Source organism: Chryseobacterium phocaeense (assembly GCF_900169075.1).
Classification (GTDB): Bacteria; Bacteroidota; Bacteroidia; order Flavobacteriales; family Weeksellaceae; genus Chryseobacterium; species Chryseobacterium phocaeense.
Genome location: NZ_LT827014.1, coordinates 465921 through 482487 on the forward strand (window position 1 = coordinate 465921; position 16567 = coordinate 482487).

Annotated in this window: 19 protein-coding genes; 10 read left to right on the forward strand and 9 right to left on the reverse strand. The window is 40.0% G+C overall.

The features are described 5' to 3' along the window. Nucleotides 1-36: 36 nt before the first annotated feature. Nucleotides 37-636 carry a hypothetical protein gene (locus B7E04_RS03640; RefSeq protein WP_080777411.1) on the forward strand — a complete coding sequence of 200 codons (600 nt, stop codon included), beginning with the start codon at nucleotides 37-39 and terminating at the stop codon, nucleotides 634-636. Between the two features lie 10 nt (nucleotides 637-646). Here the strand turns inward: B7E04_RS03640 and B7E04_RS03645 are convergent, their stop codons facing one another. Then, on the reverse strand, nucleotides 647-1528 hold the full coding sequence (locus B7E04_RS03645) for a bestrophin family protein (RefSeq protein WP_080777412.1): 882 nt from the start codon (nucleotides 1526-1528) through the stop codon (nucleotides 647-649). Between the two features lie 443 nt (nucleotides 1529-1971). Here B7E04_RS03645 and B7E04_RS03650 point away from each other — a divergent pair, with 443 nt between their 5' ends. After that, nucleotides 1972-2853, forward strand: a complete 882-nt coding sequence (locus B7E04_RS03650; protein ID WP_080777413.1) for a cupin-like domain-containing protein — start codon at nucleotides 1972-1974, stop codon at nucleotides 2851-2853. Nucleotides 2854-3004: 151 nt separating this feature from the next. Here the strand turns inward: B7E04_RS03650 and B7E04_RS03655 are convergent, their stop codons facing one another. Beyond that, entirely contained in the window at nucleotides 3005-3535 is a 531-nt protein-coding gene (locus B7E04_RS03655; protein ID WP_080777414.1) for a GNAT family N-acetyltransferase, read from the reverse strand. A gap of 143 nt (nucleotides 3536-3678) precedes the next feature. On the opposite strand from B7E04_RS03655, the gene mutS reads away from it, so the two are divergent. Then, nucleotides 3679-6270: a DNA mismatch repair protein MutS gene (mutS, locus tag B7E04_RS03660; protein WP_080777415.1), complete on the forward strand. Its 2592-nt coding sequence runs from the start codon at nucleotides 3679-3681 to the stop codon at nucleotides 6268-6270. Nucleotides 6271-6304: 34 nt separating this feature from the next. Here the strand turns inward: mutS and B7E04_RS22075 are convergent, their stop codons facing one another. Further along, on the reverse strand, nucleotides 6305-6466 hold the full coding sequence (locus B7E04_RS22075) for a hypothetical protein (protein WP_157884418.1): 162 nt from the start codon (nucleotides 6464-6466) through the stop codon (nucleotides 6305-6307). 22 nt (nucleotides 6467-6488) lie between these two features. Beyond that, a complete protein-coding gene (locus B7E04_RS21895) occupies nucleotides 6489-6653 on the reverse strand; it encodes a bacteriocin (protein WP_139785330.1) in 165 nt (54 codons plus the stop codon). 149 nt (nucleotides 6654-6802) lie between these two features. On the opposite strand from B7E04_RS21895, the gene B7E04_RS03665 reads away from it, so the two are divergent. The 3 genes from B7E04_RS03665 (at nucleotide 6803) to B7E04_RS03675 (ending at nucleotide 8524) form a co-directional block, all read left to right on the forward strand. Then, a complete protein-coding gene (locus B7E04_RS03665; RefSeq protein WP_080777416.1) occupies nucleotides 6803-7291 on the forward strand; it encodes a TlpA family protein disulfide reductase in 489 nt (162 codons plus the stop codon). A 5-nt stretch (nucleotides 7292-7296) separates the two neighbouring features. Continuing rightward, a complete protein-coding gene (locus B7E04_RS03670; protein WP_080777417.1) occupies nucleotides 7297-7953 on the forward strand; it encodes a thioredoxin family protein in 657 nt (218 codons plus the stop codon). A gap of 172 nt (nucleotides 7954-8125) precedes the next feature. After that, nucleotides 8126-8524 carry a ribosomal maturation YjgA family protein gene (locus B7E04_RS03675; RefSeq protein WP_080777418.1) on the forward strand — a complete coding sequence of 133 codons (399 nt, stop codon included), beginning with the start codon at nucleotides 8126-8128 and terminating at the stop codon, nucleotides 8522-8524. Here the strand turns inward: B7E04_RS03675 and B7E04_RS03680 are convergent. From B7E04_RS03680 to B7E04_RS03700, 5 genes are all read right to left on the reverse strand, one after another. Continuing rightward, a complete protein-coding gene (locus B7E04_RS03680) occupies nucleotides 8511-8924 on the reverse strand; it encodes an energy transducer TonB (protein WP_080777419.1) in 414 nt (137 codons plus the stop codon). The two genes, B7E04_RS03675 and B7E04_RS03680, sit on opposite strands and share 14 nt — an antisense overlap. Nucleotides 8925-9080: 156 nt before the next feature. Beyond that, a complete protein-coding gene (locus B7E04_RS03685; RefSeq protein WP_080777420.1) occupies nucleotides 9081-10001 on the reverse strand; it encodes a YARHG domain-containing protein in 921 nt (306 codons plus the stop codon). Continuing rightward, nucleotides 9998-10636: a DUF2306 domain-containing protein gene (locus B7E04_RS03690; protein WP_080777421.1), complete on the reverse strand. Its 639-nt coding sequence runs from the start codon at nucleotides 10634-10636 to the stop codon at nucleotides 9998-10000. Before B7E04_RS03690 ends, B7E04_RS03685 begins: the two co-directional genes overlap by 4 nt. Then, nucleotides 10637-11053, reverse strand: a complete 417-nt coding sequence (locus B7E04_RS03695; RefSeq protein WP_080777422.1) for an energy transducer TonB — start codon at nucleotides 11051-11053, stop codon at nucleotides 10637-10639. Further along, nucleotides 11050-12255 carry a BaiN/RdsA family NAD(P)/FAD-dependent oxidoreductase gene (locus tag B7E04_RS03700; protein WP_080777423.1) on the reverse strand — a complete coding sequence of 402 codons (1206 nt, stop codon included), beginning with the start codon at nucleotides 12253-12255 and terminating at the stop codon, nucleotides 11050-11052. The genes B7E04_RS03695 and B7E04_RS03700 overlap by 4 nt, the downstream gene beginning before the upstream one ends. A 323-nt stretch (nucleotides 12256-12578) precedes the next feature. Between B7E04_RS03700 and B7E04_RS03705 the strand changes: the two genes are divergently transcribed. The 4 genes from B7E04_RS03705 to B7E04_RS03720 all read left to right on the forward strand — a co-directional run bounded on the left by B7E04_RS03705 (nucleotide 12579) and on the right by B7E04_RS03720 (nucleotide 16476). Then, nucleotides 12579-13073, forward strand: coding sequence for an acyl-CoA thioesterase (locus tag B7E04_RS03705; RefSeq protein ID WP_080777424.1), 495 nt, complete (start codon nucleotides 12579-12581; stop codon nucleotides 13071-13073). Between the two features lie 81 nt (nucleotides 13074-13154). Beyond that, nucleotides 13155-14219: a thiamine-phosphate kinase gene (gene thiL, locus B7E04_RS03710; RefSeq protein WP_080777425.1), complete on the forward strand. Its 1065-nt coding sequence runs from the start codon at nucleotides 13155-13157 to the stop codon at nucleotides 14217-14219. Nucleotides 14220-14309: 90 nt separating this feature from the next. Further along, nucleotides 14310-15128, forward strand: coding sequence for a helix-turn-helix domain-containing protein (locus tag B7E04_RS03715; protein ID WP_080777426.1), 819 nt, complete (start codon nucleotides 14310-14312; stop codon nucleotides 15126-15128). Nucleotides 15129-15252: 124 nt separating this feature from the next. Next, nucleotides 15253-16476 (forward strand): multidrug effflux MFS transporter, encoded by a 1224-nt coding sequence (locus B7E04_RS03720; protein WP_080777427.1) that lies wholly within the window; start codon nucleotides 15253-15255, stop codon nucleotides 16474-16476. Nucleotides 16477-16567: the final 91 nt, after the last annotated feature.

Sequence of the window (16567 nt, forward strand, 5' to 3'; positions counted from 1 at the left end):
ATAGGTAATTTGCTATTTTTGAAATAAAAATACGACATGAAAAAAGTATCCACTTTATTGCTGTTGATATTCGGGTTTATATTTTCGCTGGCACAGAATACCTATTATCCACAGGCTTTTTTTGATAAGAAAATGGCGCGTGAGATGCTTGGTTTTGGAAACTCCACCATCGAAGGAGTGGCTTCTACAAAACAGAAAAACAATTGGGGCATCAAACCTTTACTTGGTGCTAAACACTATGCACCTAAAGGAACGGTAGTGATGCTTTTTCCTGTAACCCCTTACTTTGAGGAGTTCTACAGTATGAGAAAGAAATATGAAAACAGAAAAACAACGGTGTATATGTCTGAGGAGGCATTCAAGTATAGAGTAGAAGCATTAACCGACGATCATGGCAGGTTTAAATTTGAAAAGCTGAAACCGGGTAAATACTACCTTGAAACCATTGTGAACTTTACGGCAACGGCAAGTTACCAGCAGCAGACAGGAACCACAAATACATTTAACGGGTATGGAAACTATCTGTATTCCACCCCGATATACAGTACTTTTTTCTATGGATATGATGCTGCCAACAGGGAAAGCAAGTTTGTAGAAATCAAAGCTGACGGCGAACTAAAAGAAATCAACCTCTAAGGTTGATTTTTTATTTTTTCAGCCCCATGATCTGGTGAACGTTTTTTTCAATATTCTGGGCCAGGGTTTCCATTGGAATGTCATTTTCGTCATTGTTGAAGGGATCTTCTATTTCTTCTGCAATCAGTTCCAGACTCATCAGGACATAATAGACAAATACGGTAAGCGGAATCATCAGCAGCCCGATGGTAATTACATAAGCAACGGGAAGCGCCAATACATATAGAATGATAAATTTCTTTACAAATGAGGAGTAAGAATAAGGAATAGGCGTGTTTTTTATTCTCTCGCACCCTCCGCACACATCCAGAAATCCGGAAAGCTGGGTGTCCAGATACAGCATTTCAACATCAGAGATTTTTCCTTCCTTTTTGAGCTGATTAAGTTTGTGACTTAAAAGAATGATAATTTCACTCGGACCGTGGTGTTTCAGGGATTTCTCAATTTCAGAATAGTCTTCATCCAAAGCCAGTCTTGTAGATTCCTTGGAAAGATGTTTGGCAAGGAAATGCGGAAAATACTTTAAATACCGGGCAATCTGTTCCGTATTCTGACGGTCATCTCCAAGAATGGTACTGATCTTTATGGCAAAATTCCGGGTGTCATTTACCAGTTTCCCCCAGAGCTTCCGGCCTTCCCACCATCTGTCATAAGCCGTATTCGTCCGGAATACCAGCAGCAGCGAAAGAACAAAGCCCAGCAGGGAATGGATCATTCCTACATTACTCACTCCCGATTTTGCGGTAAGGTGGAGATATTCTACCTCCAGAAACTGGATTCCCCATGAATAAAGCCCCACAAGGATCATCGTAGGGAAAAGGATCTTCATGGTATCACTTTTGTGCATACTGAACAGGATCTTCAGGAAATGCTTGGTGTTGTAGGCTCTCATAAACTGTCTTAGTCTTACAAATATAATTTTTTCATTTGAGCCATACTTTATCAGGGGTAATTTTTTACCACAGATTCCACGAATTTTCACAGATGATTGCGCATATTTTTTTGAATCATTAGGAGCATTGAAAGAGGTAAGAAAAGTTAAGATAAAATCTAAAGATTTTTTAGCTCTAATCCTTAAAGTGAGGCTCAGCTTAATGATCTTAAAATCTTAATCTCACTCTTAATGGTTCAAATAGTATTCATAAAAATTTCTGATTTTTAAACTTATGTGTACTTCTTATTCTCAATACTTTAAACTAAAAATAGCTAAAATGTTTAAAAAATGTTGTCCCTTTTGTGGTTTAAGCCAGGCTCCTGGAACCCGTTACCATTTTTTAATTTTCCCAGATTTCAAAAAAACACTATTTTTATTTCACTTTAAAATAACAGAATAAGATGATCCTCGAAAACGTAGATGTAGTAAACGATATCAGTAAAGAAGATTTTCAGAAGAATTATTTCAAAAAACACAAGCCGCTTCTGATTAAGAATTTTGCGAGCCGATGGGATGCATTCGATCAGTGGAATCTTGCTTATATCCGTGAAAAAGCAGGTGATCAGGTAGTTCCATTGTATGATAATAAACCCGCCGATGCTTCCAAAAGTTCGGATGCCCCGGTAACGAATATGAAAATGAAGGATTATATAGACCGCATCAAAAGCGGACCATCAGATCTCCGTATTTTCTTCTACATCATTACTGACCGGCTTCCGGAGCTGCTGAAAAACTTCACCTATCCGGATCTGGGGATTAAATTTTTTAAGAGGCTTCCCACTCTTTTCTTCGGTGGCAGTGAAGCCCACGTACTGATGCATTACGATGTGGATCTCGGGGATTTTCTTCATATCCATTTCGAAGGTAAAAAGAGAATCCTGCTGTTTGATCAGAAACAGTCTGCTTTCCTGTATAAAGTCCCGCTTTCTGTGCATACGGTCTACGATATAGATTATGAAAACCCGGATTACGAGAAATTTCCCGCTTTACAATATGCAAAAGGATATGAAATTTTTATGGAGCATGGCGATGCCCTGTTTATTCCCGGGGCATTCTGGCATTTCAACAGATACCTGGAACCGGGATTTTCCATGTCACTGAGAGCACTGCCGAATAAGCCCGGTGTTTTCGCCAATATGATGTACCATGTATTCATTATGCGGTACACCGATAAACTTCTCCGCAAACTGTTTAAAGCTAAGTGGGTGAATTTCAAACAGAAATGGGCCTATGAAAAAGGGGCGGAAGCTTTTGAAAAGAAGAGAAAACCGGGAAGAATGTAAAGGCTGGAAGTCAGGAGAGGGAAGCTGGAAGTTATTGTGTTTCGCAATACTTCTTGCAGTGGAAAGACAAATGCTAAAAATTAATTAAAAAATATTCAGTGGTTCCATCGAACTTCAGAACCTTCCATCTTCAGACGTCCCATCTTCCATCTTATTCATTAATCAGTCCAAAAATCTTCGCATCCACAAATTTTCCTTTTTCGAAAAAATAATCACGGAGGATTCCTTCGGCTTTAAAGTTTAAGGATTCCAATAATTTTTCTGAAGCTATATTGGCCGGATCTGTAAAGGCATCCACCCGGTGCAGCTGCATTCTTTCAAACCCGAATATCAGAATAGGAAGAATCGCTTCCTTCATATAAGAATTTCTCCAGAATTTAGGATTGAGCTCATAACCGATCTCTGCACGGAAATGACCAGGAAACCAGTTGTGGTAGCCGCAGGTTCCTATAACCTTTTTTTCAGATTTCAGCTCCAGTGCCCAGCGGAATCCCTTTCCTTTTTCAAATTCACCGTTAAAGTAATTGATGATATTTCTGGCATCTTCCAAGGTTTTGAAAGTTTCCAGGTCATAATATTCCATGACTTCATCCAGGGAAAAATATTCAAAGAGATCTTCTGCATCATTTGGATTCAATTGTCTTAAAATAAGCCTTTCAGTTTCTAAAACCGGATAGATCATAGATTTTATTTTACTGAAAAATACGATAAATATTTTGTTCAGAGCACTATGGGATGGAATTTTGCTCTCCAGGGCGAGATTAATTTCATGACAAATTCCTGCTCTCCATATATTTTATTTAAATTTGGGGCTCATTTTTTATTATGGCAAAAGCAGCGAAGAAAGAAACCCCGTTAATGACGCAGTACAATACCATCAAGGTAAAATATCCTGATGCGCTTTTGTTATTCAGAGTAGGAGACTTTTATGAAACTTTTGGGCAGGATGCCATTAAGACTTCCCAGATCCTGGGTATTGTTCTTACCAAAAGAGCCAATGGAGAAGGGCATATAGAGCTGGCAGGATTTCCTCATCATTCGGTGGATTCTTATTTGCCGAAACTGGTACGCGCAGGAATGAGGGTTGCGATCTGCGATCAGCTGGAAGATCCGAAAATGGTGAAAGGGATCGTAAAAAGAGGAGTTACCGAACTGGTGACTCCCGGGGTTACATTCAATGACCAGGTTTTGAATTCAAAAAAGAACAACTTCCTTCTTTCGCTCCATAAAGATAAAGAAAAGTACGGAATCGCCATGGTAGACGTGTCTACCGGTGAATTTCTGGTCAGTGAAGGAAATCTGGAAAAGATCCTGCATATCATTACCACTTTTGATCCCAGTGAAATTATCTATCAGAGAAGCGTCCAGCTGCCGGACCTGCTGAAAAATAAAAGTGCTTTTAAACTTGAAGATTGGGCTTTTCAATACAATTTTGCCTACGAAAAACTGACTTCCCATTTTAAAACGAATTCGTTAAAAGGTTTTGGAGTTGAAAATCTTCCTTTGGCCATTACGGCAGCAGGATCTATTTTCGCTTATCTGGTGGAAGATACCCACCACAACCTTCTGGCCCATATTACGAAACTTCAGATCATTCCACAGGAAGAATATCTGATGATGGATAATTTCACCCTGAGAAATCTTGAAATTGTGTATCCAAGCAACCCACAGGGGAAATCACTGCTGGATATTATCGATAAGACCTCTACTCCGATGGGGGGAAGACTGTTGAGAAGAAGGATTATTCTTCCGCTGAAATCAGTGGACGAAATCATGAGAAGACTTTCCCTGATTGATTTCCTGAATGAAAATGACCAGCTGAAATACGAAATCTGCCAGCTTTTGAAATCTATTTCGGACTTAGATCGTCTGATGGGGAAACTTGCTGCAGAAAAAATATCTCCGAAAGAACTGGGGTATCTGCGTCAGAGTCTTATTAATATTCACCAGATCAAAGCATTACTCCATCCGCATGCTGATGTAATGGCCTGGCTGGAACCTTTATTTGATATGGAAGAGTTGACCAAGTTTTTACAGAATCATCTCAATGAGGAGCTTCCGGTGAATATCTCCAAAGGAAATATCATCAAATCAGAAATATCTGAAGAGCTGGACAGGCTGAGAAATCTCCAGAGCAAAGGGCGTGGTTTCCTGGATGAAATGTGCCAGCGGGAAATAGAAAGAACAGGAATTTCAAGCCTTAAAATTGATTTTAATAATGTATTCGGGTACTATATAGAAGTAAGGAATACCCATAAAGATAAGGTTCCGGGAGACTGGCTGAGAAAACAGACCTTGGTGAACGCAGAACGCTATATTACTGAAGAACTGAAGGAATATGAAAGCCAGATTTTAGGTGCCGAAGAGAAGATCAGTGTCCTGGAAAATGAGCTGTACAGAAATGTATGTGCCGAAACAATGGTGTATATGGACCAGATCCAGGGAAATTCCAATATCATTGCACAGCTTGATGTGGCAGCCGGACTTTCCGAATTGGCCGTTTCCGAAAGTTATACAAAGCCTGTCCTTAATCAGGGATATGGCATAGACCTTAAAGAAGCGAGACACCCAATTATTGAGAATGCACTTCCTTTAGGTGAAAAATACATTCCGAACGATATATTTTTAGATAAAGATTCCCAGCAGATTATTATGGTTACAGGACCGAACATGGCCGGTAAATCGGCTATCCTGCGTCAGACTGCTATTGTCTGCCTTCTGGCGCAGATCGGAAGTTTTGTTCCTGCAAAACATGCTGAAATCGGGGTTCTGGATAAAATCTTTACCAGGGTAGGAGCTACGGACAATATCTCTGCCGGAGAATCTACATTTATGGTGGAAATGAATGAAGCCGCCAATATCCTGAACAATATTTCTGAACGAAGCCTTATTCTTCTGGATGAAATAGGTCGCGGAACATCCACCTATGACGGGGTTTCCATCGCATGGGCCATTGCAGAATACCTGCATCAGCACCCGACACAGGCTAAAACACTTTTTGCAACACATTATCACGAGCTGAATGAAATGACCGTGAACTTTGAAAGGGTGAAAAACTTCCATGTTTCCATCCAGGAAAATAAAGGAAATATTATCTTCTTAAGAAAGCTTGTTCCCGGAGGAAGCGAGCACAGCTTCGGGATTCACGTGGCTAAGCTCGCAGGAATGCCTTCAAAAGTAGTTAACCGGGCCAATGAGATCCTGAAAACCCTTGAAGCCAGCCGTACACAAACGACCAGTACTGCAGAAAGCATCAAAAGGGTGACGGAAGAGAATATGCAGCTCTCTTTTTTCCAGCTGGACGATCCCGTTCTGGAAAATATCCGCGAAGAGCTTACGAAAATAGATATCAATACATTAACGCCGATCGAGGCACTGATGAAACTGAACTCGATAAAAAAAATGATTGGAGGTTAATCCAATCATTTTTTCTTTTAAATCCTGTTATTTTTTAGCAGCAGTAGCCGTCTCTGCCTCTTGGTCCTACAATCATAAAATGACTGCTTACTCCCCTGAGTTTGCATAGATCTCCGGTGCATGAAGCAGCTCCACCGTTGATTTCTTTCAGCTCCTGCTTAGTGAGCTTTCTGTTTCGAATAGTTGGATTCTTCATTGTTTTAGTATAAAATTAAACCTTAGCAGCAATAGCCATCCTGAACACCGTACACTCCATACAGCTCTTCACCCGTTGCCGGATCAATGCAGCTTACTACTCTAGGGCAAACCGGTCTTGCTCCTCCACTGATTTCCTTCAATTCTTTTTTTGAAAGCTTTCTTTTTGAGAAATTTGATTTTTTCATAATATTTTAATTTGATTGTCATGCTAATTTACATTTTATTTCATATAATTCAAGTGAATGTGAAAAAATAATTGAATGATTTTAAAGCTCTTAACAAAGTTTAACATATTGATATTCATAGAAAACCGGAGCATTTACTAATTTTAAGCATGAAGAATTTATTAAGTATACTGACTCTTTTCATAAGCTTTGCGGTATGTAGTGCACAACAGGCAGAAGTACCTTCCATGAAATATGAAGATCTTGAGAAAAGGCTGGAAAAAGAAAATGATAAGCTGCTGGTGGTCAACTTCTGGTCAACCACCTGTGCGCCTTGCGTAAAAGAACTGCCCCACTTTATGGAAGTCAATGATCAGCATAAAAGTAACCCAAAATTTAAAATGCTTCTGGTTTCGCTGGACAGGCTGGTGGACAAGGAAAGGGTAATAAAGTTCATCAAAAATAAAAATATCGGGGCAGAAGTGATCCTGCTGGATGATATCAAAAGGATGAATACCTGGATCCCGAGGTTTGAGAAAAACTGGGATGGAAATATTCCGATCACCATTTTCTATAAAAATGGCGAAAAAATACATTTCAACGACGGCGAAATGAGTAAGGAAGACCTGGAAAAGACAATCAATGAAAATTTAAAATAAATAATATGAAAAATCTGAAAATTTTAATAGCAGTATGTATTGCCGGTCTTGGATTGCTGAGCTTTACAGCAGCAGATCATGAGAGGAATGGCTCTTCCCGGATTGAAAATCCTACCGCAAAAGGATATGAAGTAGGCGATGAGGCTGCAGACTTTAAACTGAAAAATATCGACGGTAAAATGGTTTCTTTAAGTGATTATAAAAGTGCCAAAGGATTTATCGTCGTTTTCACCTGTAACCATTGTCCTTACGCCAAAAAATATGAAGACAGGATTGTAGAGCTCGATAAAAAGTTCAAAAATCAGGGGTATCCGGTGATTGCCGTGAATCCCAATGATCCAAACGTACAGCCGGAGGACGGCTACAAGCAGATGATAGAAAGAGCAAAACAGAAAGGCTTCACCTTCCCTTATCTGGTAGATGAAGGACAAAAAATCTATCCGCTTTACGGAGCTACTAAAACACCACACGTTTTTGTCCTGCAAAAAGAAAACGGGAAGAATATCGTAAAATATATCGGCGCTATCGATAATAATTACGAAAACCCGAATGATGTCTCCGAATATTATGTTCAGGATGCTGTCAATGCCCTCATTAAAGGAGAACCTGTAAAAATGACCAAGACGGTAGCCATTGGATGCACCATAAAGGTAAAGAAATAATATCTTTGCTTTATCGTTTATAAAAAAATCGGTGTTCCTGGAATACCGATTTTTTATGACCAAAATTGAATGATAATGTATAAGTTCAATAGGAGCGGGCTTTAGCCCGCTTACGCTTAATTGTAATTTAAAACCAGCCATAAAAAGGCTTTAGCCAAAACCTAAACACAGCATGAAATTTAAATTCAGTCTTACCTATCTCCTTCTCACCATCTTTATTTTTCTGATTGAAGTTCTGATCGCTACAAAACTGGAACATCTCTTCTTTGTTCGGGCTTATCTTGGGGATGTTATTGTTGTGATGCTCCTCTATACTTTTGTCAAAACTTTTGTAAGAATAAATGATGAAAAACTGATTCTGGGAATTCTGATTTTTTCCTGTATCGTGGAATTTGCCCAATACTTTACGGTAGCAGAAAAACTAGGCCTCCGTCCTGGAAGCCTGATGTATATTGTGATTGGAAACTCTTTCTCGTGGATAGATATTCTGTGTTATGCCGCAGGATGCCTGTTGCTTTTCCTCTGGGTGAAGTTAAATACCGGAAAAAGCAAACAGTCTATTCCAGACTGAACACCAAGGGCTGTCTCATGAAATTCCGGACTTTTTTACCATCCTGTTCAGCAGGAATCCACTTTGTTTTAATCATTTTCAGTGCCCGCAGAAATTCATCTTTCACCAGTTTATGCTTATAGGACTCAATCTTAATATCCACCATATTTCCGTCTGTGTCCACCAGAAACGTAGCTACTGCTTCGGCACTCATGATCTCGGCTTTTACCAATGGTGAGGTTCTGAAATTTCTTAAGATCTCTGCAACAAATGCTTTATGGCCGCCGGGAAATTCAGCGGCTTTTGTGAAGGTAGTTTCAGCGACAGGAGCAGGTTTTGGCCCGGCCACTACAGTAGAATCCTTCTGAGCTGCAATAAAAACAGCCTGGAATATCAGAATAAAGAACAGATACTTTTTCATACTTAATTTAAATAGAGATTCTTATAAAACCCACAAGTCAGAATCTTAAAAAAGGGAGATTATTTAAGCTGTCAATCCGTTTTATGATAGCTGTAAAAAATATTCAGCCCAATAGCAACTCACAGCTTCCCTCTTCCAACTTCCTGTCTCTTAAACCTATCTTCCGAAACTGTCATATTTATCTTCCGCATATTTAATAAAGCGGTTCAGCAAAGCTACATTGTCTTTTTCCATAGGAGAAAGTTCCTTGTCCACGTTATTGGAAACAGGGATATACCAGTCCGTCTGCTCAAAGAAATACCGGTAAGTTTCCTTTTTGAAGGAATATCCATGTCTCGCAAAAACAGAATTCTTAATGATTTCAAGGTCTAATTTCCTTAAATTTTTGAGTTCTTTTTCTGTAAGCTTCTGTTTGGAGGCATTCAGCTCAAAAATAGCTTCGGAAGCCACTCTGTTTTTAGAGGTCGTGTAGCTTTCCGTTTTTCCGGTTTCCTCATCAGTATATTTCTCTACAAAATCTTTCGGATTTGACCAGTCTACCAGATCGGAATTTTTATCCAGCATAAAGTTCGGATTGTATACGAATTCCTTTTTTGATAGTTTAATCGTTTTTAAAGGTGATTTTACGGCAGTTTTGTTAAAGGCATTCCATTTTCCGGTGATGCTGTCACCTTCTAATTGTACTTCAAATCTGCCGTCCGTTTTATCATTTCCCGGCTCATCCAGCACAAAAGACTTGGTACTCTCATTGAAAACCCCTCTGAACGGGCGCTGGTTTCCATTCACAATGCTCTGCCCGTAGACGCTGTCTTTCGTGATCCTGTTGATTTTTAAAGAGATTCTTTTCTTAATACTTGCATCATACTCAGAGCCGTCGGTTTCGTCCACCATTTTTTCCATGCCCGCAAAATCTCCGGTGTAAATCCCGTAATATTCTTTATAGATCTCTGGAATGACTACAGAATCTTTTTTAGCGATTACAGAGTCTTTTCCTGTTTCATTGATCTTTCCTTCCTTTTTGCAGCTTAAAAGAGAAACTGCCAGTAAAGAGACCAGGGTGTAATTTAAAATTTTCATATCTGTTTTTTTGTGATTAAATATTCAATTAAAAGGATATTCGGGATCCAGCCGAGCCAGGCGATGATCTGGTAAACATCCATTGGATTTGGGTGGAATAAATATACGATAATAACTTTCCAGATCCGCAGGGTAAGTGCAGATAAACTGAGAACAAAGCTCCGCCACATCCATTGTTTATGTTCCTTAAACCGTTTTTGACGGGCAGCCTGATAGGCTTTATAGGTCGTAAACCACCAGAGCGTTCCAAGAATAACGAAAGAGATCTTGGAAAAAAAGCCTCCGTTCGCAAAAAATCCCATATAGATTCCTGATGGCGCTGTGAGAATGAGAATTAGAAAAATATAGATTTTACCCATATTTTTATGAAAGTTTTTAATGCCGAAATCCTTCCGGAGGATAGCCAGGAAACCTGATAGCAGGACAAAAATGCTCGTATAGACGTGCGTATAGAAAAAAGAAAGATATTCCGGTCTGTCCTGGACCTCCGTCTGCTTGATCATCAGAAAACTTACATTCGGATTGAAAGGAATATATTCCAGGGTTATTTTAAGCATTAACCAAAAAAAATATCCGAACCCAATGATCAAAAGGGTTTTTAATAAAAGGGGAATATGTTTTTTGGTGGTGAGCATTTATTGAAGGCTTATGGTCATCGGGATTTGGTACTCTGTCTCAATGGGTTGTCCGTCGCGGGTTGCCGGTTTCCATTTTGTTCTGATGGCTTTAATAACCCGGGTCATTTCTTTATTCATGGAAGGATTATCTCCGGTTGTCGAAATTGAACTCATACTTCCATCCGGGAGAATCAAAAGTTTGGTGACAGATTTGAATGTGCCTGAACCCTTAATTATGGATGGATCAAATGTACTACTGATATGACTTCTCAAGGCAGCCATTCCCCCGGGAAATTCAACGGGAGTCTCTTTTACACTAAGTTTCTGAATACCTGGTGCAGGATCTTTCTGCTGTGATTCTTCTTTTTGTATGCTTTGCGAAAAAACCAACTGGGTTCCTAAAAGCAAAAGGATTACTGAAATTTTTTTCATCATGATAAGTTATTTAGATATTGTGAAATAAGCCACGCTTCACTCCAGCATGCCTGAAAATTAAAACCTCCCGTCACCGCATCAATATTAAGCACTTCTCCGGCAATATAAAAATTGGGGAGAAGTTTTGACGACATGTTTTTGAAGTTAATTTCCTTTAAATCAATGCCTCCGGCGGTTACAAACTCGTCTTTAAAAGTGGATTTTCCCGTTACCTTCAGTTTCTTTTGGCAGAGGTTTTCAAGGATCTTCTGCATTTCCTTCCCTGAAATATTGGAAACCTGTTTATTAAGATCCACCTGCGAAACATCCAGTATTTTCTGCCAGAACCGGTTAGTAATTTCAAAGATCTTCGACTGTCCGATTGTTTTCTTCGGATTGGACTGCTTAAAATTCAAAAAGCTTTCCTCAGCCTCATCCATCGTTCTTGAAATAAAATTCACCTCAATTTCAAACTGATATTTTGCTTTTGCCAGACTGATGGCTTCCCAGGCTGAAATCTTCAGAACAGCAGGTCCTGAAAGCCCCCAGTGCGTGATCAGCAAAGGCCCGCTTTCTTCCGTTTTTAAGGCAGGAATTGAGATTTCCGCATTCTCAAAGCTGGTTCCAGGCATATCCTTTAGCAGCTCATCTTTTATATTGAAAGTAAATAGCGACGGAACAAGATCCACAATTTTATGGCCCAGATTTTCAACGATCTTCAGCGATTTAGGAGAACTTCCGGTGGCATAGATGATATGATCTGCTTCAAAATCCCCAAGACTGGTTTTTACAACATATTTTTCATCCTTTTTTTCAATGTCTTTAACGGAGCATTTGGTTTTAATTTCTGCCTTTTTGTTTTGAATCTCGTTCAGAAAAGTATTGATAATAGTTTGTGACGAATTCGTTTCCGGAAATACCCGGTTGTCGTTCTCAATTTTAAGCGGAACATGGCGCTGCTCAAACCAATCCATGGTATCTCCCGGCTGAAATTTCGTGAAAACACTTAAAAGTTCCTTATTTCCTCTCGGGTAAAACTGAACCAGTTCTCTTGGGTCAAAGCAGGCGTGAGTCACATTGCAGCGGCCGCCTCCCGAAATTTTTACTTTCTGAAGGACATCCGAGTTTTGCTCCAGAATTGAGATTCTGTATTTTTTTTCGTCAAGATTCGATGCGCAGAAAAAGCCCGCAGCACCGCCTCCGATAATGATGATCTGTTTCATATAATGCTAATCCTATGCGGAAGATTATTTTTTCAAAAGTACAATTTTTATAAACCATCTTATTTGAGTAATTTTGAAGATTATAATTTTTGAACTTTAAAGTTTTAAATATTAACCACAAAAGAGCCAAAAGCTTTGGCAATGCTTAAGGATTATTGATGAAGTTAAAAGAACATTTAAGTTTTTGAAAATCTTTGATTTTCTTGTTATGTGAACTTCTATGCATCCTGATGGTCAACTTAGCTTTTTTCCATAATGTGAATATCTTATGTGACTTTTGTGGTTGAGAATAAACTTTACAGATCATATTAAACCCATTTTAAATGATTTTTTACCATAAATTCGAAGTACGCTGGAGTGATCTTGACGCAAACAAGCACCTGGCCAACTCATCATATGTACAATACTGTGCCCAGACCAGAATGGCTTTTATGACCAAAGAGAAAATGGGCGTTACCCAGCTGAGCAGATGGGGAATCGGGCCGGTAATCCTGCATGAAAGGTATTCTTTTTTCAAGGAGATCTACGCAGACCAGACGGTTATTGTAAGCCTGGAGATTGATGGATGCTCAGAGGATTCTTCCATTTACAGATTCGTTCATAAGTTCTATACACCGGATGGGGTACACTGTGCCACAGCAGAGGCTACCGGAGTATGGATTGATATGATGCTGAGAAAAATGACCAACCCGCCTGATGATGTAGTGGAGGCGATGAATAAATACAAAAGCCCGGAAACAGTGGTGTTGAGCAGGGAAGATTTCAAAAAACTTCCTTTCCATCCGAATAATGTGGATCCGGCAGAATTTACGAAATAGTTCAAAGTTTAAGGCGTATTTCAGGATTTAAAGTTTAAAATCATGAATACATTTTACATTGGACATTAATACAGAAATATTATGTTTGAAGATAAATCACAGGAGCTCACGCCCATTTCAAAATTAGGGGAATTCGGTCTTATAAAACATCTGACGGAGCATTTTCCGCTTTCCAACGAATCTTCGGAACTTGGGGTGGGAGATGATGCGGCAGTTATCAATCCGGGTAGCAAAAAAGTGGTTCTTACCACAGATGTGCTTGCCGAAGGCGTTCACTTTAATTTAGGCTATGTTCCTTTAAAACATCTGGGCTACAAGGCTGTTGTCGTAAATCTCAGTGATATTGCGGCCATGAATGCAGTTCCTTCACAAATCCTGGTTTCTCTGGCAGTTTCCAACCGTTTCCCGGTGGAAGCTTTGGAAGAGATCTATTCCGGAATTCAGGCGGCATGCTCAAGATACAAGGTAGATCTGATCGGAGGAGATACCACAAGCTCCAATTCCGGATTGGTAATGAGCATCACTGCCATAGGAATTGAAAACGATGAAAATATCGTGAAAAGAAGCGGCGCAAAACCGAATGACCTGCTGGTAGTAACCGGAGACCTTGGCGGAGCTTATATGGGACTTCAGATCCTTGAAAGAGAGCACGCCGTTTACCTTGCAGATCCCAATATGCAGCCCGAAATGGAAGGCTATGATTATATTCTTGAAAGACAGCTGAAGCCGGAAGCAAGAACCGATATTAAAACGATTCTGGAAGAACTGGATATTAAACCGACTTCGATGATCGATATTTCTGACGGCCTGGCCTCTGAAATCCTTCACCTTTCTGACCAGTCAAAAACAGGGTTCAGATTGTATGAAGAAAAAATTCCGATGGACAGTCTTACCATATCCACAGCGGACGAAATGAACCTTAATCCGGTAATGACGGCACTGAGTGGTGGGGAAGATTATGAACTCCTGTTCACTATTTCTCCGAATGATTTCGATAAAATTAAAAACCATCCGGATTTTACCATTATCGGACATGCTGTAGACCATGAAGAAGGAAATTATATGGTGGCAAGAGGGTCCAACCAGCTGGTTCCGCTGACGGCACAGGGCTGGGATGCTTTCCTGAACAACCAACAAGGTGAATAAAAATTATATTTAATTTTGAATATTGTAGAAAACCGCAGCATCTTTTTTGCTGTGGTTTTTGTTTAATCCTGTATACATCCAAGAACACTGATGAACTCACCGGAAAGAAATATACCCGTCCATCACCTTACTTCCGAGCAGTTTCAGCTGACTACTCTGGAGACCGGGCATCCTGAAAATTTTAATGATGTTCACCGGCATAACTTCTTTGAAATCATCTGGTTCAGCCATGTGAAAGAAAATAGCAGCTTAGAACTCGATTTTGAAAATCATTTCCTAAGAAATAACCAGATCTGTATCATTGCACCGGGACAGGTTTTCAATATGAAACTGAAAGGGGAAAAAGGCTATGTGCTGGCCATAAGCCGTGAAATATTTAAAGAAGCCTGCGACGCAGAAACCTTCCTCACGGCAGGAACATGTCCCTTCACATTAGATCCTCAAAGCGCAGCAACCTGCAGTACAATCATCTCCCTGATGGAAGAAGAATATAACGGTGCCTCAAGGATAGGTTTATTAAAAACATACCTGAGGGCATTCTGCATCATCATCACCGGACAGATTAACAGCCAGGACCCTACCATTAATGACAGACAGCGTATCCAAAAGCTGGTAAACCTCATTGAAGAACATTATACTGTGGAAAGAGAAACTGGGTTTTATGCAGATCAGATAAAAGTGAGTACACACCACCTTAATGACATTGTACGACTGTCCCGTGGAACCACCGTGAAAAAAATGATCGCCCAGCGCCTTGCCCTTGAAGCTAAAAGGGAACTTACTTTCGGAGCTTTAACCGTAAAAGAAATTGCTTTCAAACTGGGATTCAGTGATGCTTCTTATTTTTCCCGGTTCTTTAAAAAGCATACAGGCCGGAATCCTGAAAGTTTCAGAAATGTAAAAGAATAGTCTTCGGTGAAATCCTCAGTTTGTGCTGGTGTTCCTTCAGTTCCTGTATTGAAAAGCATTGTTTTTTAGTGGAATTTTGCTGGAAGAAAAACAATTGTAAGAATTGTTTATTGACCATTCATTTATGAGAAATTTAAGCATTGTAGTGTTTATTCTGGCACTACTCAATACCCTGGAATCATTAAGTATAGACCTTTATTTGCCGGCTTTCCCAGGCATGGCGAAGATTTTTCAAACAGATATCGGGCATATCCAGATCTCAATTTCCGTATTTTTTGCAGGCTTTGCTTTTGGACAGCTTCTTTGGGGACCCTTGTCGGACAGAACCGGACGGAAACCGATGCTGTATTGCGGGCTTTTGCTTTTCATCATAGGAGCCACGGCCATATTTTTTACTGAAAATATTTATGTATTGTGGGCCATGCGTTTCCTTCAGGCTTTCGGAGGCAGCGCAGGAATTGTGATTGGACGGGCTATTGTGATTGACCTGTATGACCGTCAGAAATCTGTTGCCATCTTTTCCCGGCAGTCGCAGATCAGTGGTATTGCTCCCATTATTGCCCCGCTCCTGGGAAGTGTATTCCTGAAATTCTGGGGCTGGAACAGCTCGTTTGCTTTTTTGACGATCCTCGGGCTTATAACTTTGGCCATGGTGTATAAATATGTTCCTGAAACCCATTCAAAACCGGGAGTTTCTGATCAAGAGGAAGAAGAAAAGAAACTGAAAGATCATCTTAAAACCATTCTTTCCAACAAAGAGTTCATCAACAGTACCATGATCGGAAGTATCGCCTTTGCCTCTCTGATAATTTATATTTCCAATGCCCCATTTTTATTCATGAAACTTCGCGGATTTTCCAGCGGTGTTTTCAGCCTGATATTTGGGTTTAATTCATTGGCATTAATTGTGGCTGCTTATATTACGCCCAGATTGATCAAAAGAATAACAGATACAAAGCTTCTGCTGGCAGCTACCATTTTATTGCTGGCAGTATGCGCTTTTCATATGCTGATTGCTGCCGCAGACCTCTCTGTAATACTGGAAATTGTAATGCTGCATCTGTCCTTGCTGGCCATAGGAATCCTGTTTCCCATTACCTCTGCCCATGCGTTGTCTCCGTTTAAAGAAGGACGCGGTACGGCTGCTGCCATCATGGGATTTATCCAGCTGATGGTTACCTTCTTTCTTTCAGGCCTTGCCGGTTTGTTGGAGGCAGATTCTATTATTCCAATGGTGGGCATGCGTACCGGAATAGCATTGATTGCGGTTTGGTTTGCCTACCGGTCATTTAAGTCTGGAAGAAGGAGTATAGATTACAGACAGGGGAGCCCCGAAGGGGCGGCTTAATTCAAAACAGGATGCAGTCCTGTTTTTAGATCATCTTATTTTTTCGCTTGGTCATACCATCCGGACACTTAATCAAGTAATTTTTGTGTCA